This window comes from Pontibacter ummariensis (genome assembly GCF_900188175.1).
Taxonomy (GTDB): Bacteria; Bacteroidota; Bacteroidia; order Cytophagales; family Hymenobacteraceae; genus Pontibacter; species Pontibacter ummariensis.
In genome coordinates this window covers 346,945-361,584 of the sequence record NZ_FZOQ01000001.1, presented here as the reverse complement: position 1 = coordinate 361,584, position 14,640 = coordinate 346,945, and the positions used below count along the sequence as shown (strand labels likewise).

Below are 14,640 nucleotides of genomic sequence, written 5' to 3'. Positions count from 1 at the left end.
TTCAGCCATTCAAAGTTAAATTATGAAGCCTGACTTTTCTAAAATAGACATAAACAAAGTAGCCGCGGCAGACAAGGGCCCCAAAGCCCCTGCGGATGCGAAGGTGTGGAAGACACCGGAACAGATAAAAGTAAAAAGCTTTTACACCGCCGCGGATGCCTGGAACTTCGAGCACCTGGATTTTGCGGCTGGCTTGCCTCCTTACCTGCGGGGCCCCTACAGCACCATGTATGTGCAAAAGCCGTGGACCATCCGCCAATACGCCGGTTTCTCTACAGCGGAGGAATCGAATGCTTTCTACCGTCGCAACCTGGCAGGCGGGCAGAAAGGCCTTTCTGTGGCTTTTGACCTTGCTACCCACCGCGGCTACGATTCCGACCACCCACGGGTAGTGGGTGATGTAGGCAAAGCCGGGGTAGCCATCGACTCGGTGGAGGACATGAAGATCCTCTTTGACCAGATCCCGCTGGACCAGATGTCGGTGTCTATGACGATGAACGGGGCTGTACTGCCGGTCATGGCCTTTTATATTGTGGCGGCCGAAGAACAGGGTGTAATGCCAGAGCAACTGAGTGGCACCATCCAGAACGACATCCTGAAGGAGTTCATGGTGCGCAACACTTATATCTACCCGCCGGAACCGAGCATGAAGATCATCGCCGACATCTTCGAGTTCACGTCTCGTAACATGCCGCGCTTCAACTCCATCTCTATCTCAGGCTATCACATGCAGGAGGCTGGTGCCACCGCTGACATTGAGTTGGCCTACACTTTGGCAGACGGTCTGGAGTATGTGCGGACTGGCTTGAAGGCAGGGATGGACATTGACGATTTTGCGCCACGCCTCTCCTTCTTCTGGGCCATCGGCATGAACCACTTTATGGAGATCGCCAAGATGCGCGCCGCCCGTATGCTGTGGGCCAAGCTGATAAAGCAGTTCAACCCGAAGAACCCAAAGTCGCTGGCGCTGCGCACACACTGCCAGACCTCGGGCTGGAGCTTAACGGAGCAGGACCCGTTCAACAACGTGACCCGAACCTGCGTAGAGGCCTTGGCTGCCGCCTTGGGTGGCAGCCAAAGCTTACACACCAATGCGCTGGACGAGGCCATTGCCTTGCCTACTGACTTCTCGGCACGTATAGCGCGCAACACGCAAATCTACCTGCAACAGGAAACGAACATCACCAAAGTGGTAGACCCCTGGGGAGGCTCCTACTATGTAGAGGCGCTAACGCATGAGCTTGCGCACAAAGCCTGGACACTGATACAGGAAGTAGAAGAGTTAGGCGGGATGGCCAAGGCCATTGAGACTGGCCTGCCCAAAATGCGCATCGAAGAAGCCGCTGCCCGCAAGCAGGCCCGTATCGACTCCGGCAAGGACATTATCGTCGGGGTGAACAAGTATAAGCCGGCACAGGAGCAGGAAATTGAGATCCTGGACATTGATAACACGGCTGTTCGAGAGGCTCAGCTGCGCCGCCTGGCAAGTATCAGGTCGAGCAGGGACGAAGGCAGCGTACGGAATGCCCTGCAGGCCCTGTCCGACGCAGCTGAGTCTGGCGTAGGTAACCTGCTGGAACTGGCGGTAGAGGCAGCGCGCAGAAGAGCCACGCTAGGTGAAATATCCGATGCCCTGGAAAAGGTGTACGGCAGACATAGAGCAACCATTAGAGCCATATCAGGTGTGTATTCCGCAGAACTAACCGACGACGAGAATTTCAGGCAGGCCAAAGCGCTGGCCGACAAGTTCGAAGAACTGGAGGGCCGCAGGCCCCGTATCATGGTTGCCAAAATGGGGCAGGACGGGCACGACCGCGGTTCCAAGGTAATTGCCACCTCCTTCGCCGACCTCGGCTTTGACGTGGACATTGGCCCGCTGTTCCAGACACCTGCCGAAGTAGCCATGCAGGCCGCCGAGAACGACGTGCACGTGGTAGGGGTATCCTCATTGGCTGCCGGCCACAAAACGCTGGTCCCGCAACTGATCGAAGAACTACGTAAGTTAGACCGGGAAGACATCCTGGTAATTGTCGGTGGTGTGATTCCGGCACAAGACTATGACTTCCTGTTCAAAGCCGGCGCGGTGGGCGTCTTCGGTCCCGGTACCATCATCTCTGTGGCCGCCCAAAATATCCTGGAGAAGCTGATCAAGCAGGTGGAGGCGTAGCGCAGTTAAGAATCAGAACCAAGCGAAAAGCTATAGCTGAACCAGATAAGCTGTAGCTTTTCGCTTTCTGGCACCAGTATGCAATCAGCAAAAGCGGTGAGTGGCGTGGCTCCAGTCCTGCTTTGACACCCAAGTTAGCGAGACATCTTAAACTTTGCGTTCTCCAAGTGGTTTTATACGCGCTAATGCTTTTTTCTTCACCCTATTTATGAAACTAAAACACCTCCTTATCGCCCTCTCCATTGCCCTTGTCGCCTGGTTCATCTATGACACCTTTTCTTTACCCAGCGTAGATGACCTGGATGGGAACTTCAAGGAAGTAGCCATGTATCGCAACGAGAATAACACAGGACCCATTACCCGTGTCTATGCCGTTACCGTGGAGGATACCCTGTGGCAGCAGATGCAGGCTTACGGGGATTACATGCCTCACACGAAGTACGGTAATACCAAAGTGTTTTTCTTTCTGAAGAGTGGCCCAGCCCCTACACAGGTATACCCCGGTGAAACAAACTACGAAGCAGAATTTCAAGATTATACTGTAGCCAAATACGAAAAGGATGCCATGGGGCAGGTTTCGTTTGTGCGCTTCCCCTACAGGTAGTATACTTGTCGCTTGGCTTCCGTATTGCATAGGTGAGTTAACACCAAAAGCAATGCTATATGAGGCGACAGAACAAAAATACCTTTAGTACCCTAACATTTTTCCTTCTGCTACTTTTACCTTTTACCTTCGTTATACAGCCACTGCGGGCACAGGAGCTGTACCGGCCGGAACAGGATTTAGGAGAGCTGTTTGAACAAGTACAGATGCAGCGGATTTTCCCTGACTCCAAAACGTTTCCGGATGCCACACCACTGGCACCACCCCAAGAGATCCTACAGGCATACAGGCAACAGCGAAACCAGCCTGGCTTTGAATTAAAGGCCTTTGTGACGGCCAACTTTAAATTGCCTCCAGAGCCTGCCTCCGGTTTTACCACCGATACCTCTCTCTCCGTAATACAGCACGTAGAGCGCTTGTGGCCCCTGCTTACTAGGGACCCCGGTGCCGGTGGCGGATCGCTGATCCCGTTGCCGAAGCAGTATATTGTACCGGGAGGGCGTTTCCGGGAGATCTACTACTGGGACAGCTTCTTCACGATGCTCGGCCTGCAGGCAAGCGGTGAGACAGACCTGATCCAAAGCATGGTCGATAACTTCACGCACCTGATCAACACGACGGGCCATATTCCCAATGGCAACCGGACCTATTACCTCAGCCGCTCACAACCGCCTTTCTATGCCCTCATGCTCCAGATACTCGCACAGCAAAAGGGTAAAGAGGTACTTAAAACCTACGCCCCTGCCCTGCGCAAGGAATATGCCTTTTGGATGGACGGAGCCGAGCAGGTGTCGGCTGCGAACCCCACACACCGCCGCGTGGTACGCCTGCCGGACGGCAGCATTCTGAACCGCTACTGGGACGACCAGCCGGAGCCCAGACCGGAGTCGTACCGGGAGGACGTGGAACTGGCAGAGGCATCGGGACGAAAGCCAGAGGACGTGTACCGTAATATTCGGGCAGCCGCAGAGTCTGGCTGGGACTTTAGTAGTCGCTGGTTTGCTGACGAAGAAAACCTGAGCACTATCCAAACTACTGATCTCATCCCGGTAGATCTGAACGCGCTGCTCTATCACGTGGAACTTACCTTAGCGGAGATGGCAGCGCTGGAAGGCAACGAGGCTGAGGCAAAACGGTATAAAAAGCTGGCAAAAGCCCGCCGCAAGGCCCTGCTGAAATATAACTGGAATGAGGAAGAAGACTTTTTCTATGATTATAATTTTGTAAAAGGCACAACAACGAACATCCCTACGCTGGCCTCGGTTTTCCCGCTGTATTTTAACATGGCCAAGAAGAAGCAGGCTGCTGCCGTAGCCCGTAAGCTGGAGGAAGACTTTCTAAAACCAGGAGGCCTGGTTACCACCCTCAACCGCACAGGGCAGCAATGGGATGCTCCCAATGGTTGGGCTCCCCTGCAGTGGATGAGTATTCAGGCCCTGCGCAACTATAAGTACGACCAACTAGCCGATGAAATCACCCAGCGCTGGGTAGAGAAGAACGAGGAGGTATTCCACAATACCGGCAAGCTGATGGAGAAGTATAATGTAGTAAACATGGACTTGGAGGCTGGTGGCGGCGAGTACCCGAACCAGGACGGTTTTGGATGGACCAATGGTGTACTCCTGAAACTGATTTCCCTGCACCCCGAACTGCTCGACATGTCCTTGGAAGAGCTGGAACTGGAAGTGCAGGAATAACCCCTTATTATATCCCCCAACGGAATTGCAGAGGCGCATGTGGTTGCGCCTCTTTTTTTGCACCTGCACCAAACCAGAGCAAAGGCCGGTTATATTAGTATCTCTCCGTTAGCTGTCTTCTCCCTTTCTATGCAGAAATAAATTCCCGTCCTTCTCCTTGGCACTAGGTTTGTAAAAGTTCCGTTAGTAGCAAAAATCGTACACCCTATGACCAAACTAAGACACTTAGCGGCAGTAGTTCTCCTTACCTTTAGCAGTATCGCAGCCCAGGCGCAAGGCGAGAAAAGCAACTGGTACTTTGGCAAAGGTGCTGGTATCATCTTTAAAGGTGATAGCGCTGTTGCCGCCAACAGCCGGCTGTTCACCGAGGAAGGAAGCGCCACCATGTCTGATGCGGCGGGCAACCTGCTGCTTTACACAAACGGCATTACCGTCTGGAACGGGGACCACCGGGTAATGCCAAACGGCAATGGCCTGATGGGGGGCAAGTCTTCCACACAGTCAGCACTTATACTTCCCAAGCCCGGTAGCAATAACATCTACTACATCTTTACCACAGATATTCAGGCACAGTCGAATGGGCTGCGCTATTCCGTGGTGGACATGGGCAAGCAGGAAGGTAAAGGGGATATTGTCTCGCGCAATAACTTTATGATTGCCCCTGCCACTGAAAAGCTCACAGCCGTGCGCCACAGCAATGGCCGGGACTGGTGGGTGCTTGCCCATCGCTGGAACAGCAATGGCTACATGGCCTTTCTGGTGAATGAGCAGGGTGTGGAAGTAAGACCTGTTTTGAGTATGGTCGGGACGGTGCATGGGGGGGCCAACCGCAAAGCCATCGGTTACCTTGTTCCTTCTCCGGATGGCACGAGGCTGGCCGCTGCGCTGTGGGATGCCGACAGTAACTTTGAGATCCTGAACTTTGACCGCAGCACCGGTAAAGTTTCTGACCCTGTCCTGCTAAAAGGCTTTGAGGAGGCTTATGGTGTTCTGTTCTCCCCGGATGGCACCAAGCTATACGGTACCGCCAACGGCACTGGCGGCGGGAAGGCCCAAATTGTTCAGTTCGATTTAAAGGCGGGCAATGCCGATGCCATCGCCAAGTCGGCGACCGTGATTGGCACCTCCAAAAGCCCACGAATAGGCGCACTGCAGTTAGGGCCAGACGGTAAGATCTACGTTGCCCGCCAGGATAACTACTACCTGGGCGTTATCAACAATCCGAATGCGAAGGGGGCGGCTGTTAATTATGTAGATGATGGCTTCCACCTAGGCAAGCAGCGAAGCGACTTAGGCCTTCCGAACTTCCCGCAGGGCCTTGGCCAGTAGCAGAAGCACACCCAATACCTGGATAGCTCCACCCCTGATTCAAGGGCTGGAGCTCTTCTGTATGCACGAATGCATTTTACCTGCTGATAATAGAAGTTAGCATGGCAACCTATAAGTCTTAATTTTGTAGGAGAGAACAGTTCCAAAGCTAACCCCTATACCCCATTGGCCAAGCGATTTAGTCCTGAGAAGTACGTAGAAGGCATACTGGCTGGCGATCGCGTCATGCTCAGCCGGACCATTACCCTTGTGGAGAGCCGCCTGCCTGCTGACCAGGAACTGGCACAAGAGGTGATAAACCGGATCTTACCTCATGCTGGCAAGTCTGTACGCATCGGCATTACGGGTGTACCGGGCGTTGGCAAAAGCACGTTTATCGAAGCCTTCGGAAATTACCTGATCCAGGAAGCAGGAAAGAAACTGGCGGTGCTTGCCATTGACCCCACCAGCCAGCGTTCCGGTGGGAGCATACTCGGCGATAAAACACGCATGGAGCTCCTCTCTACCAACCCTCAGGCCTTTATCCGTCCTTCTCCGGCAGGCAGGTCTTTAGGCGGTGTTACCCGTAGCACCCGCGAGAGCATTATCCTGTGTGAGGCGGCCGGCTTCGATGTCATTTTTGTGGAAACGGTGGGCGTAGGACAATCGGAAACAGCGGTGCATGCCATGGTAGATTTCTTTCTGTTGCTGATGCTGGCTGGTGCAGGCGATGAATTGCAGGGCATTAAGCGCGGTATCATGGAAATGGCCGATGCCATCGCCATCACGAAGGCTGATAGCAGTAACATTGACAAGGCTAAAGCAGCCCGAGCCGAATACCAGAACGCCTTGCATCTATACCCTTTATCTGCTTCTGGATGGGTACCCCGGGTCAGCATTTGCTCTGCGCTGCAGCACAGCGGCCTCGATACCATTTGGAAAACGATTGCTGATTACCTGAAGCTCACCCAGGGCAACGGTTATTTTGAGAAGAAGCGCCGCGACCAAAACCTGCAGTGGATGTATGAGGCCGTCCGCCAGGGACTGGAAGAGCACTTTTATGCCCACCCACAAGTAAAACAACATCTATCCGATATAGCCGAGGAAGTAAAGGGAGGCCAAAAATCAGCTTTCGCCGCCGCCACTGAGCTGTTGAAATTGGTATAAGCCGGACTTGTTTTCTCTGCGCTTCCCTGGCGCAATTGTCCGCTTGTGCTTTGTTTTGCCTTTATAAATTTCAGCCCCTGACAAAAGCGGATGCTTGCGCTAGCCAGGAGTATAGTAACAGTTTCCTAAGTTCGGGGTAACGTTAAACAAAAGCAGCTGGCCCTTCTATCAGAACCAGCTGCTTTTGTTATAACAATATATGTTCACTACCTCGCTTCTTCCAAGGTAACCTTTGCCCATTTACAAATGCCCCCTAGTGGCGGGTTGTACTTGTACACTTTCACCTTCACAGATTGCACAAACGGAAATTTCTCATACACCTTATCGATGATGCGGTGCCCCAGGTGCTCCAACAGGCGGGCAGGCTCCTTCATTTCCCGCAGCACCAGGTCGTACAGCACCTCATAGTTTACGGTCTCGTGCAGGTCGTCGCTTTCGGCGGCCCGGCGCAAGTCTGTGTTGATGAACAGATCAATGCCGTACTTATTCCCGATCTTCTGCTCTTCGTCGTAATAGCCATGGAAGGCGAAAAACTCCAGGCCTTCCAGTGCAATCTGCCCCATCTGCCTTTAGCTTATCTCGTCAAAGAAAGAACCGCTGCCCTGCTTCACGGCAGCGCCGTTGTTTGCATAACTGTTACGCGACGGCTCTGTAAGCGGTGGCTGAATTTCTGGCTTGTCCGGCTGCACTGGCTCTACATCGGGAATTGGTTGCTCAATACCCGGCCCGGGGATGCGTCCGGGATAATCCGGCTCTGGTTGCTCTATCTCTGGTGAGGGAACGCCAGGCACCATCGGTTCTGCTGGGCTTGGTACCTCTGGCTGCGGCTGTGTTACATCTGGCGCAGGATCACCAAAAGGGTCCGGGCTAATTGCCGCCACAGCAGGAGCGCTGGCAATAGTTGGCTCAGGTAGCTGAGGGCTTGTATGGTTGTTTGTTGTTGTCGTCATATCTTTCAAGCTTTTTAGCAGCTCGCCGCTTTCCACTTTTACATCGGCTGCTCTTGAAAGGATACTCTTTGTACCGGCTTTAGGTTTTGCAGAGGTCTTTTCCGCTTTTTCCAGTGCCTCATTTGCCAGGTTCCGCAGGTCGCGCACCATGGTATCGAGGTAGCTTTCCATGCGCTGGTAGTCCTGCTCCAGCACTTTCACTTCCTGCTGCATTTGGGCTACCACTTTCTCAGACTGCTTCATGGCCTCTTCCAGCACCTGGCGGGCCTCGTTACGTGCCTGGTTCAATACCTGCTCTGCCTTTAATTCGGCTTCGCGCACCTTCAACTCAGCCGACTTATTGGCTTGCTCTACGATGCTGCTACCTGTGTCCTCGGCGGTTTTCAGGGTTTTGTATAAAGAAGACTCCACCTCACGCAACTTCTGGGTTTCCCGGTGGGCAGCGTCCAGCTTCATGCGCAGATCCTTATTCTCGTCCAATAGCTTTTCCCACTGCTGTGAGAGGGTCAGCAAAAATGCGTTTACCTCATCCTTGTCTAGTCCCCTGAAAGCTTTCTCAAACGTTTTTTGCCTGATCTCTAATGGTGTAATCTTCATAACTAACCTAAATTAATATCCCATACCGAAATGGTGCGGTCATCACTACACGAAACTAACTGATTCTGATGAGCCGACCAAAATAATTTGTTCACCGAAGTACCGTGGCTGGCATTGCGTACTTTGTCGATCACTTTCAGCAATTTAAAGGTGCTGGCGTCCCAGATTTTAATGGACTTATCCATGCTACAGGTAGCAAAGTAATTTCCGTCGGGGCTATAGGTGATGTGGTTGATGGTGTACATGTGGGCGATCAGATAGCCCCGCTCGTGGTAGTCTTTCTCTACTTCCCATACCCGCAGGTGCGCATCGCGTCCGCCGGATAACAGCAGCTTTCCGTCTGGGGAATAAACCACGGTAAATACCGAGTTTGTGTGGGACTGCAACTCGTGCTTCAGCTGAAGGGTGCCCGCGTCAAAAATGCGGATGGTATTATCGCTGTAGCCCACGGCTAACTCCCCACTCGCCTGGTTATAGGCCAGGCAACGGGCACTTTGGTCCGTCTTCCGGATAATGGTTTGCAGTTCGAAGTTTTCTCCGTCCAGAACACAGATAGCACCGCTTCCCAGCGCGACAAACACTTTCTGCAACGCTGCGGCATAGGCAATGTCGAAAACAGCTGTTTTTGGCAGGGGCACCGACTTCCGTATCTGTTTGCTCTGCAAGTCGATCACCTGCAGTCCTTCCTGGTTCTGGCCAATCAGCAACAGCTTGCGGTCCGGGACATAGCACAAGGCATAGACGGAGGTGGTGACGCGTGCCACCAGTTCACCATTCTCCGGGTCCTGCAGATTCCAGGCTACCACCATGCCATCGCCGGCAGCGGACAACACCACCTGCTCTTCTGCCGAGGGAGACAAGCTGTACACGCTGTCCCGATGACCGGTGAGGGTTGCTACTTTTTGTACTTGTACTTTACTGGCCATACGCCACGCTTCAACTATATTTTAAATTTTAGCTAAATTTACAACAAACACAGCTAAAAGCGCTGCCTTTACCCGTAAAACCCCACCTAGCCCGAACAACTGCCTATGCCACTGCTTCACGTACGACACCTGTCCCCTCATACCGTGCTCGGTTTATGGCAGTTGCAGGAGCCCCCAGACGAGCTGCTGCAACGCTTGCCCTCACATGTAGCCACTCGCCTGCAGGTCATGGGCAAGATGCACCCCAAGCGGCAGCAGGAATGGCTGGGAAGCAGGGTACTGGTATACCAACTGCTGCAGCATTTTACGGAAGCCCCCGTTTTGCTCGACCGGGATGAGCTCGGCAAGCCCTTCTTCCCCGGTCACAATCTCTTTGTCTCTATTTCGCATGCCCCGCAACTTGCCGCTGTTATCCTCTCCGATACGCATGAGGTTGGCATAGATATTGAACAAATATCTCCAAAGGCTCTCCGTGTAGCCGACCGGTTTTTAACAGAAGAGGAAAAAGGGTATACCGCCTCCGAAGAAGCGACAACCTGCCTGTACTGGAGCGCTAAGGAAACGTTGTATAAGATGTATAGCCGGAAGCAACTGGCGCTCAAGGAAAACCTCTCCGTAAAGCCCCTGGTAGGCCTAGATATCCTGCAAGGGCAAGTGCACACGGAAAATTTTTCTAAATTGTACCAGATTCATCACGAAACGGTACAAGGGCACGTACTCACCTACTGTATCGACAGCGCCTCTTAACCCTTAAGACAACAAACTATAGCTATATGAAATATTTAGCTTCTCTTGCCACAGCTTTCTTACTCACGGCCAGCGCTTTTGCCCAAACCGGCGGTTACCAGTTGGGCGACAAAGTAGCGGACTTCTCTTTACAGGGCAGCAATAACGCCAGTACCTCCCTCAGCGATTTTGCTAATGCCAAAACCGTGGTGCTGGTGTTTACCAATAACCATTGCCCCTATGCTAAGCTGTATGAAAACCGCCTGGTAACCCTGGCAAGCAATTACGCCAATAGAGGCGTGCAGTTTATTTTTATAAACCCAGGCCTGGGAGACGGCAGCGAAACGTTGGAGGGAATGGCATCCAAGAACTACAGCTTCCCGTACCTGGCAGACCAGGGGCAGAAACTAAGCGCAAAGTTCGGTGCTACGAAAACACCGGAAGTATTTGTACTGCACAATAACAACGGTGAGTTTATCCTTAAATACAAGGGTGCCATAGACGATAATCCGCAGGTAGAGAGCAGCGTGAAGAATTACTACCTGAAGAACGTGATCGACGAGATGCTGGCCAACAAAGCCGTTACCCCCATGGATAAGCGGGCTACCGGTTGCTTGATCAAAAGATATTAAGCAAGCATAAGCAATCAAGGAAAACAAATAGGGCGGCTCTGAAGAGCCGCCCTATTTGTTTTCCTTGATTGCTTACCGCGTCAGCGGGATATCATCATCCGAGATAGCGGTCAGCAACTTTATCACTTCTGTGGACTTTTCCATATCATCCATTTTCTCAAAAGAGAAAGCCAGGTTCCGGAGTGCCCGTTTTATTATATCCAGATTAGAGCAAGGCTCATAAAAGATATCAATCGGGTTAAGGTTAAGCTGCAGAATGTAGTTGTCGATATCAGCTTTGGAGAGAATAAGCCCTTTGTTATACACGTTGATGTAGAATTGCAGCCCGTCCAGCTTGTACGTCAGGATAAACAGGTTGGGCAGGTTCACGCCATATACCGGCATCTCCAGACGTTGCGCCAGGATCAGGTAAATAACGCAAAGGGTTAGCGGGTTACCGCGCTTGCTTTCCAGCACCAGGTGCAGCATAGAGTTAGCCGGGGAGTGGAAGTTCTTGGTGTTAGCCGAGAAGCGCTTCTCCCGGAAAAGCACGTTATTCAGCGACTTAACCTGGTCATAAGGGTGCATCTCCGTCTTCATGTGCCGCCAGGCCTCAAAGTACAGCTGGTCTATTTCCTTCGTAATGGTGCTGAACTCCACGTCGGGGTACAGGTAAGAGTTTACCAGCCACATGCCTTCCAGCAAGTTCTCTGCGCCATTCTCTTTCCAGGCAACCAGCCTGGACATCAGCCCCTCAAACTGCAGGTTGTGTATCAGGTCCTCAATCTTTTTCTGCAGGTCAGAATCCAGTGTTTCTTCCCATTCCTCCTCTAGGAAAGGAATAATTCCCTCCCCTAACGATACGATCTTCTGCTCTATATGCGACGCTACCTCCCGATCCTCGTCCTCCAGAAGAGAGATCAGCGCCTTTATTTCTTTCTTCGTCACGATATTCCTCGTATATCTGTCATCAGGAGTTCTAAGCCAGCACAGCCAGTGCTTCACTTAACCAGCAGCACGCGCAGCAACTTGTGTGCTCTGGCTTAACTTCCTATCCTTTATTTTCTTACGTCTGTATTACCCCTACGTTATAAGGCTTTTCGATAGGCGCATGGTTTGCCGCCTCTATCCCCATCGAAATAACCTTGCGTGTTTCCAGTGGGTCGATGATGCCATCTACCCATAAACGTGCCGCCGCATAGTAAGGGGAGAGTTCTTCGTTATATTTGTTGGTGATGCGCTCCAGCAATTCTGCCTCTGCCTCCGGAGTTATCTCCTCCCCTTTGGCTTTAAGTGAGGACACTTGTATCTGCAGCAGGGTTTTGGCAGCCGCAGCCCCACTCATTACAGCGAGTTGCGCTGTTGGCCAGGCATAAATCAGGCGCGGGTCATAAGCTTTGCCACACATGGCGTAATTACCCGCCCCATAACTGTTACCCACAATAACGGTGAATTTAGGAACCACAGAGTTTGACATGGCACTCACCATTTTGGCTCCGTCCTTTATAATGCCCCCATGCTCCGACTTACTGCCCACCATAAAGCCAGATACGTCCTGCAGGAACACCAGCGGAATTTTCTTTTGGTTGCAGTTCATGATAAAGCGGGCAGCCTTATCGGCAGAGTCGGAGTAGATCACCCCGCCCATCTGCATTTCGCCTTTCTTGCTTTTCACGATCTTGCGCTGGTTGGCCACAATGCCTACTGACCAGCCATCGATGCGGGCAAGGCCACAGATAAGGGTCTGCCCGTACAGGTCTTTGTAAGGCTCAAACTCTGAGTTATCCACAAGGCGCAAGATAAGGTCCATCATGTCGTAGGGCTTCACCCTGTCAGCCGGTAAGAGCCCGTAGATTTCCTTCTCGTTTAATTTAGGGGCTGTTGGGGCCGCACGGTTAAAGCCCGCTTTCGGCTTGTCGCCCATCTTATCAAACATGTTGCGTATGTGGTCCAGCGCCTCTTTATCGTCTTTGCACTTGTAGTCCGTCACACCGGAAATCTCGGAATGGGTGGTGGCACCTCCTAAGGTCTCGTTGTCGATCGTCTCGCCGATGGCGGACTTTACCAGGTACGAGCCGGCCAGGAAAACAGAGCCTGTTCCTTCCACGATCAGGGCCTCATCGCTCATGATAGGCAGGTAAGCACCACCCGCCACGCAACTCCCCATGATCGCGGCAATCTGCACAATGCCCATGGAACTCATCACGGCGTTGTTGCGAAACATGCGGCCGAAGTGCTCCTTGTCCGGGAAGATCTCGTCCTGCATGGGCAGGAACACGCCCGCGCTGTCGACCAGGTACACGATCGGCAGCTTGTTCTCGATGGAGATCTCCTGGGCGCGCAGGTTCTTCTTGGCGGTGATCGGAAACCAGGCGCCGGCCTTCACGGTGGCATCGTTGGCAACCACCACACATTGGCGCCCCTTAATGTAGCCGATGCCAGTTACCACACCGCCACTCGGGCAACCGCCCACTTCCTCGTACATGCCCTCCCCGGCAAAGGCTCCTATCTCCAGAAACTCTGTGCCTTCGTCCAGCAGGTAGTCGATGCGCTCACGCGCCGTCATCTTACCCTTGTCGTGCTCCTTCTGGATGCGCTTCTGGCCTCCTCCCTGGTGCACTTTCTTTAATCTTGTTTCCAGCTGGTACGTTAGCTGCTTTAATGCGTCTTCATTTTTGTTGAATTCGATATCCATGCAGGCTAATTTGATTTGTAGTATAGTCAGACAAAAGAAAATCCGCCAGATAAGCGGATTAACATAGTTCTAATTACATAGGCTTAGTTTGCTTTTACCGGGACGGCCCTTGCTTTGGCACGCGGCGTACCCTGCTGAAGGCGCGTTTCTGGCACGGGCACATATACCGTGTCCGGCACCGTGCGAAACTCCCCCGGATGCTCTTCCTGTATCTCCTTCACTTCCTCCAGCGACACCACGCGCCCGGTCTCATCTACTTTGTACTTGTCTTTGCGGCCAAACAGCGAGAACTGTACATAGCGCTTTGGATAGGCCTGTATGTCGCGCAGCAGCAGGTCTAAAGAACGGGTGGAGCGGTTGAGGTTCTCATACAGCCCCTCGTCGTTCAGGAGCATTCCCAAAGATCCCTGCCCGGCGTTGATTTTCGTAGCTGCTGCCTCTAATTCTGCCGCCGCATCGTTTGCGTTGGCAATTAACTGATTGATTTCCGCTGCCTTGAGGGTATCGGTGATCTGTGCCAGGTTCTGCGTTAACCTGTTTACATTACGCTGCGTTTGTTGCAGCGAGGCCGTCAGGGCAGCTAGGTTACTTGTAATCAGTCTGATTTCACGCTGGTTATTTTGCAATATTTCAGCCACGGCCGCAGTGGTCTGCCTAGAGTTCTCCAGAATGGCATGTATGTCTTCCCTGGATTCGTTATCCAGCAGGTTATTAACCCGGGCCAGTGTCGTGTCTACCTTGTCGATCACAGGCACAGACTTGCTTGAGATAAGTTCTGTAATACTGCTCTCTTTATAGGGTATGAGGGTTTCTCCTCCGTCGTACAGTTCTGTGTTGTTACCCAGGTAAAGCGTAATGGCCTTTCCCCCCAACAGGTCGGAGTTTGCCAGGGCGGCAATCGTGGAATCGCCGACAAGTAGGTCTTCCATCACGCTTAGTTCCACCATGATTTGGTTGCCCTCCTCCGGCAGCAGCCGTACGTCCTGCACCGCGCCTACCTGTATACCGTTTAGAATGACAGGGTTAGAAATGGTAAGCCCGTCTACATCATCATAAAGCACATAGTAAGTGTCGGTGTCGGAGAAGATATCCGACCCTTTCAGAAACATAAAGCCGAAGTAGAGAACAACGGCCGCTACAATACCCAGCAGGGCTACTTTAATTTCTTTGGAAATCGTCACGTAAGAAGGTC

Annotated in this window: 13 protein-coding genes; 7 read left to right on the top strand and 6 right to left on the bottom strand. The window is 52.4% G+C overall.

The annotated features are described in order from the left end of the window. Positions 1-22: 22 nt before the first annotated feature. The 5 genes from scpA (at position 23) to meaB (ending at position 6,943) form a co-directional block, all read left to right on the top strand. The gene (gene scpA / locus CHB92_RS01555) at positions 23-2,167 is read left to right on the top strand and encodes a methylmalonyl-CoA mutase (protein ID WP_089317389.1); all 2,145 of its coding nucleotides are present in this window, start codon (positions 23-25) and stop codon (positions 2,165-2,167) included. Between the two features lie 208 nt (positions 2,168-2,375). Further along, complete coding sequence (locus tag CHB92_RS01550) at positions 2,376-2,771, top strand: hypothetical protein (RefSeq protein ID WP_089317495.1); 396 nt, start codon at positions 2,376-2,378, stop codon at positions 2,769-2,771. 59 nt (positions 2,772-2,830) lie between these two features. After that, positions 2,831-4,468 carry an alpha,alpha-trehalase TreF gene (treF, locus tag CHB92_RS01545; protein WP_089317388.1) on the top strand — a complete coding sequence of 546 codons (1,638 nt, stop codon included), beginning with the start codon at positions 2,831-2,833 and terminating at the stop codon, positions 4,466-4,468. 207 nt (positions 4,469-4,675) lie between these two features. Further along, positions 4,676-5,797 (top strand): YncE family protein, encoded by a 1,122-nt coding sequence (locus CHB92_RS01540; RefSeq protein WP_089317387.1) that lies wholly within the window; start codon positions 4,676-4,678, stop codon positions 5,795-5,797. Positions 5,798-5,962: 165 nt separating this feature from the next. Then, on the top strand, positions 5,963-6,943 hold the full coding sequence (gene meaB / locus CHB92_RS01535; protein ID WP_089317386.1) for a methylmalonyl Co-A mutase-associated GTPase MeaB: 981 nt from the start codon (positions 5,963-5,965) through the stop codon (positions 6,941-6,943). 206 nt (positions 6,944-7,149) lie between these two features. Here meaB and folB read toward each other — a convergent pair whose 3' ends face one another. The 3 genes from folB to CHB92_RS01520 are packed head-to-tail and all read right to left on the bottom strand — an operon-like array spanning position 7,150 to position 9,416. Beyond that, on the bottom strand, positions 7,150-7,506 hold the full coding sequence (gene folB / locus CHB92_RS01530) for a dihydroneopterin aldolase (RefSeq protein ID WP_089317385.1): 357 nt from the start codon (positions 7,504-7,506) through the stop codon (positions 7,150-7,152). Positions 7,507-7,512: 6 nt separating this feature from the next. Next, positions 7,513-8,490: a DivIVA domain-containing protein gene (locus CHB92_RS01525; RefSeq protein ID WP_089317384.1), complete on the bottom strand. Its 978-nt coding sequence runs from the start codon at positions 8,488-8,490 to the stop codon at positions 7,513-7,515. A gap of 2 nt (positions 8,491-8,492) precedes the next feature. Continuing rightward, on the bottom strand, positions 8,493-9,416 hold the full coding sequence (locus CHB92_RS01520; protein WP_089317383.1) for a WD40 repeat domain-containing protein: 924 nt from the start codon (positions 9,414-9,416) through the stop codon (positions 8,493-8,495). A gap of 105 nt (positions 9,417-9,521) precedes the next feature. On the opposite strand from CHB92_RS01520, the gene CHB92_RS01515 reads away from it, so the two are divergent. Together CHB92_RS01515 and CHB92_RS01510 are read left to right on the top strand one after the other, a co-directional pair. Continuing rightward, positions 9,522-10,163, top strand: coding sequence for a 4'-phosphopantetheinyl transferase family protein (locus tag CHB92_RS01515; RefSeq protein WP_089317382.1), 642 nt, complete (start codon positions 9,522-9,524; stop codon positions 10,161-10,163). 26 nt (positions 10,164-10,189) lie between these two features. Continuing rightward, on the top strand, positions 10,190-10,774 hold the full coding sequence (locus CHB92_RS01510; RefSeq protein WP_089317381.1) for a thioredoxin family protein: 585 nt from the start codon (positions 10,190-10,192) through the stop codon (positions 10,772-10,774). Between the two features lie 72 nt (positions 10,775-10,846). Here CHB92_RS01510 and CHB92_RS01505 read toward each other — a convergent pair whose 3' ends face one another. The 3 genes from CHB92_RS01505 to CHB92_RS01495 all read right to left on the bottom strand — a co-directional run bounded on the left by CHB92_RS01505 (position 10,847) and on the right by CHB92_RS01495 (position 14,629). Continuing rightward, positions 10,847-11,701, bottom strand: a complete 855-nt coding sequence (locus CHB92_RS01505) for a transglutaminase-like domain-containing protein (RefSeq protein ID WP_089317380.1) — start codon at positions 11,699-11,701, stop codon at positions 10,847-10,849. A gap of 118 nt (positions 11,702-11,819) precedes the next feature. Then, a complete protein-coding gene (locus tag CHB92_RS01500; protein ID WP_089317379.1) occupies positions 11,820-13,448 on the bottom strand; it encodes an acyl-CoA carboxylase subunit beta in 1,629 nt (542 codons plus the stop codon). Between the two features lie 83 nt (positions 13,449-13,531). Continuing rightward, complete coding sequence (locus CHB92_RS01495) at positions 13,532-14,629, bottom strand: MlaD family protein (protein ID WP_089317378.1); 1,098 nt, start codon at positions 14,627-14,629, stop codon at positions 13,532-13,534. Positions 14,630-14,640: the final 11 nt, after the last annotated feature.

Excerpts from the sequence above, each read along its gene's own strand:
- CHB92_RS01515 (WP_089317382.1), top strand. The coding sequence starts at position 9,522 with ATGCCACTGCTTCACGTACGACACCTGTCCCCTCATACCGTGCTCGGT.
- folB (WP_089317385.1), bottom strand. The coding sequence starts at position 7,506 with ATGGGGCAGATTGCACTGGAAGGCCTGGAGTTTTTCGCCTTCCATGGC.
- treF (WP_089317388.1), top strand. The coding sequence starts at position 2,831 with ATGAGGCGACAGAACAAAAATACCTTTAGTACCCTAACATTTTTCCTT.
- CHB92_RS01525 (WP_089317384.1), bottom strand. The coding sequence starts at position 8,490 with ATGAAGATTACACCATTAGAGATCAGGCAAAAAACGTTTGAGAAAGCT.
- CHB92_RS01550 (WP_089317495.1), top strand. The coding sequence starts at position 2,376 with ATGAAACTAAAACACCTCCTTATCGCCCTCTCCATTGCCCTTGTCGCC.
- CHB92_RS01500 (WP_089317379.1), bottom strand. The coding sequence starts at position 13,448 with ATGGATATCGAATTCAACAAAAATGAAGACGCATTAAAGCAGCTAACG.
- CHB92_RS01510 (WP_089317381.1), top strand. The coding sequence starts at position 10,190 with ATGAAATATTTAGCTTCTCTTGCCACAGCTTTCTTACTCACGGCCAGC.
- scpA (WP_089317389.1), top strand. The coding sequence starts at position 23 with ATGAAGCCTGACTTTTCTAAAATAGACATAAACAAAGTAGCCGCGGCA.
- CHB92_RS01520 (WP_089317383.1), bottom strand. The coding sequence starts at position 9,416 with ATGGCCAGTAAAGTACAAGTACAAAAAGTAGCAACCCTCACCGGTCAT.
- CHB92_RS01540 (WP_089317387.1), top strand. The coding sequence starts at position 4,676 with ATGACCAAACTAAGACACTTAGCGGCAGTAGTTCTCCTTACCTTTAGC.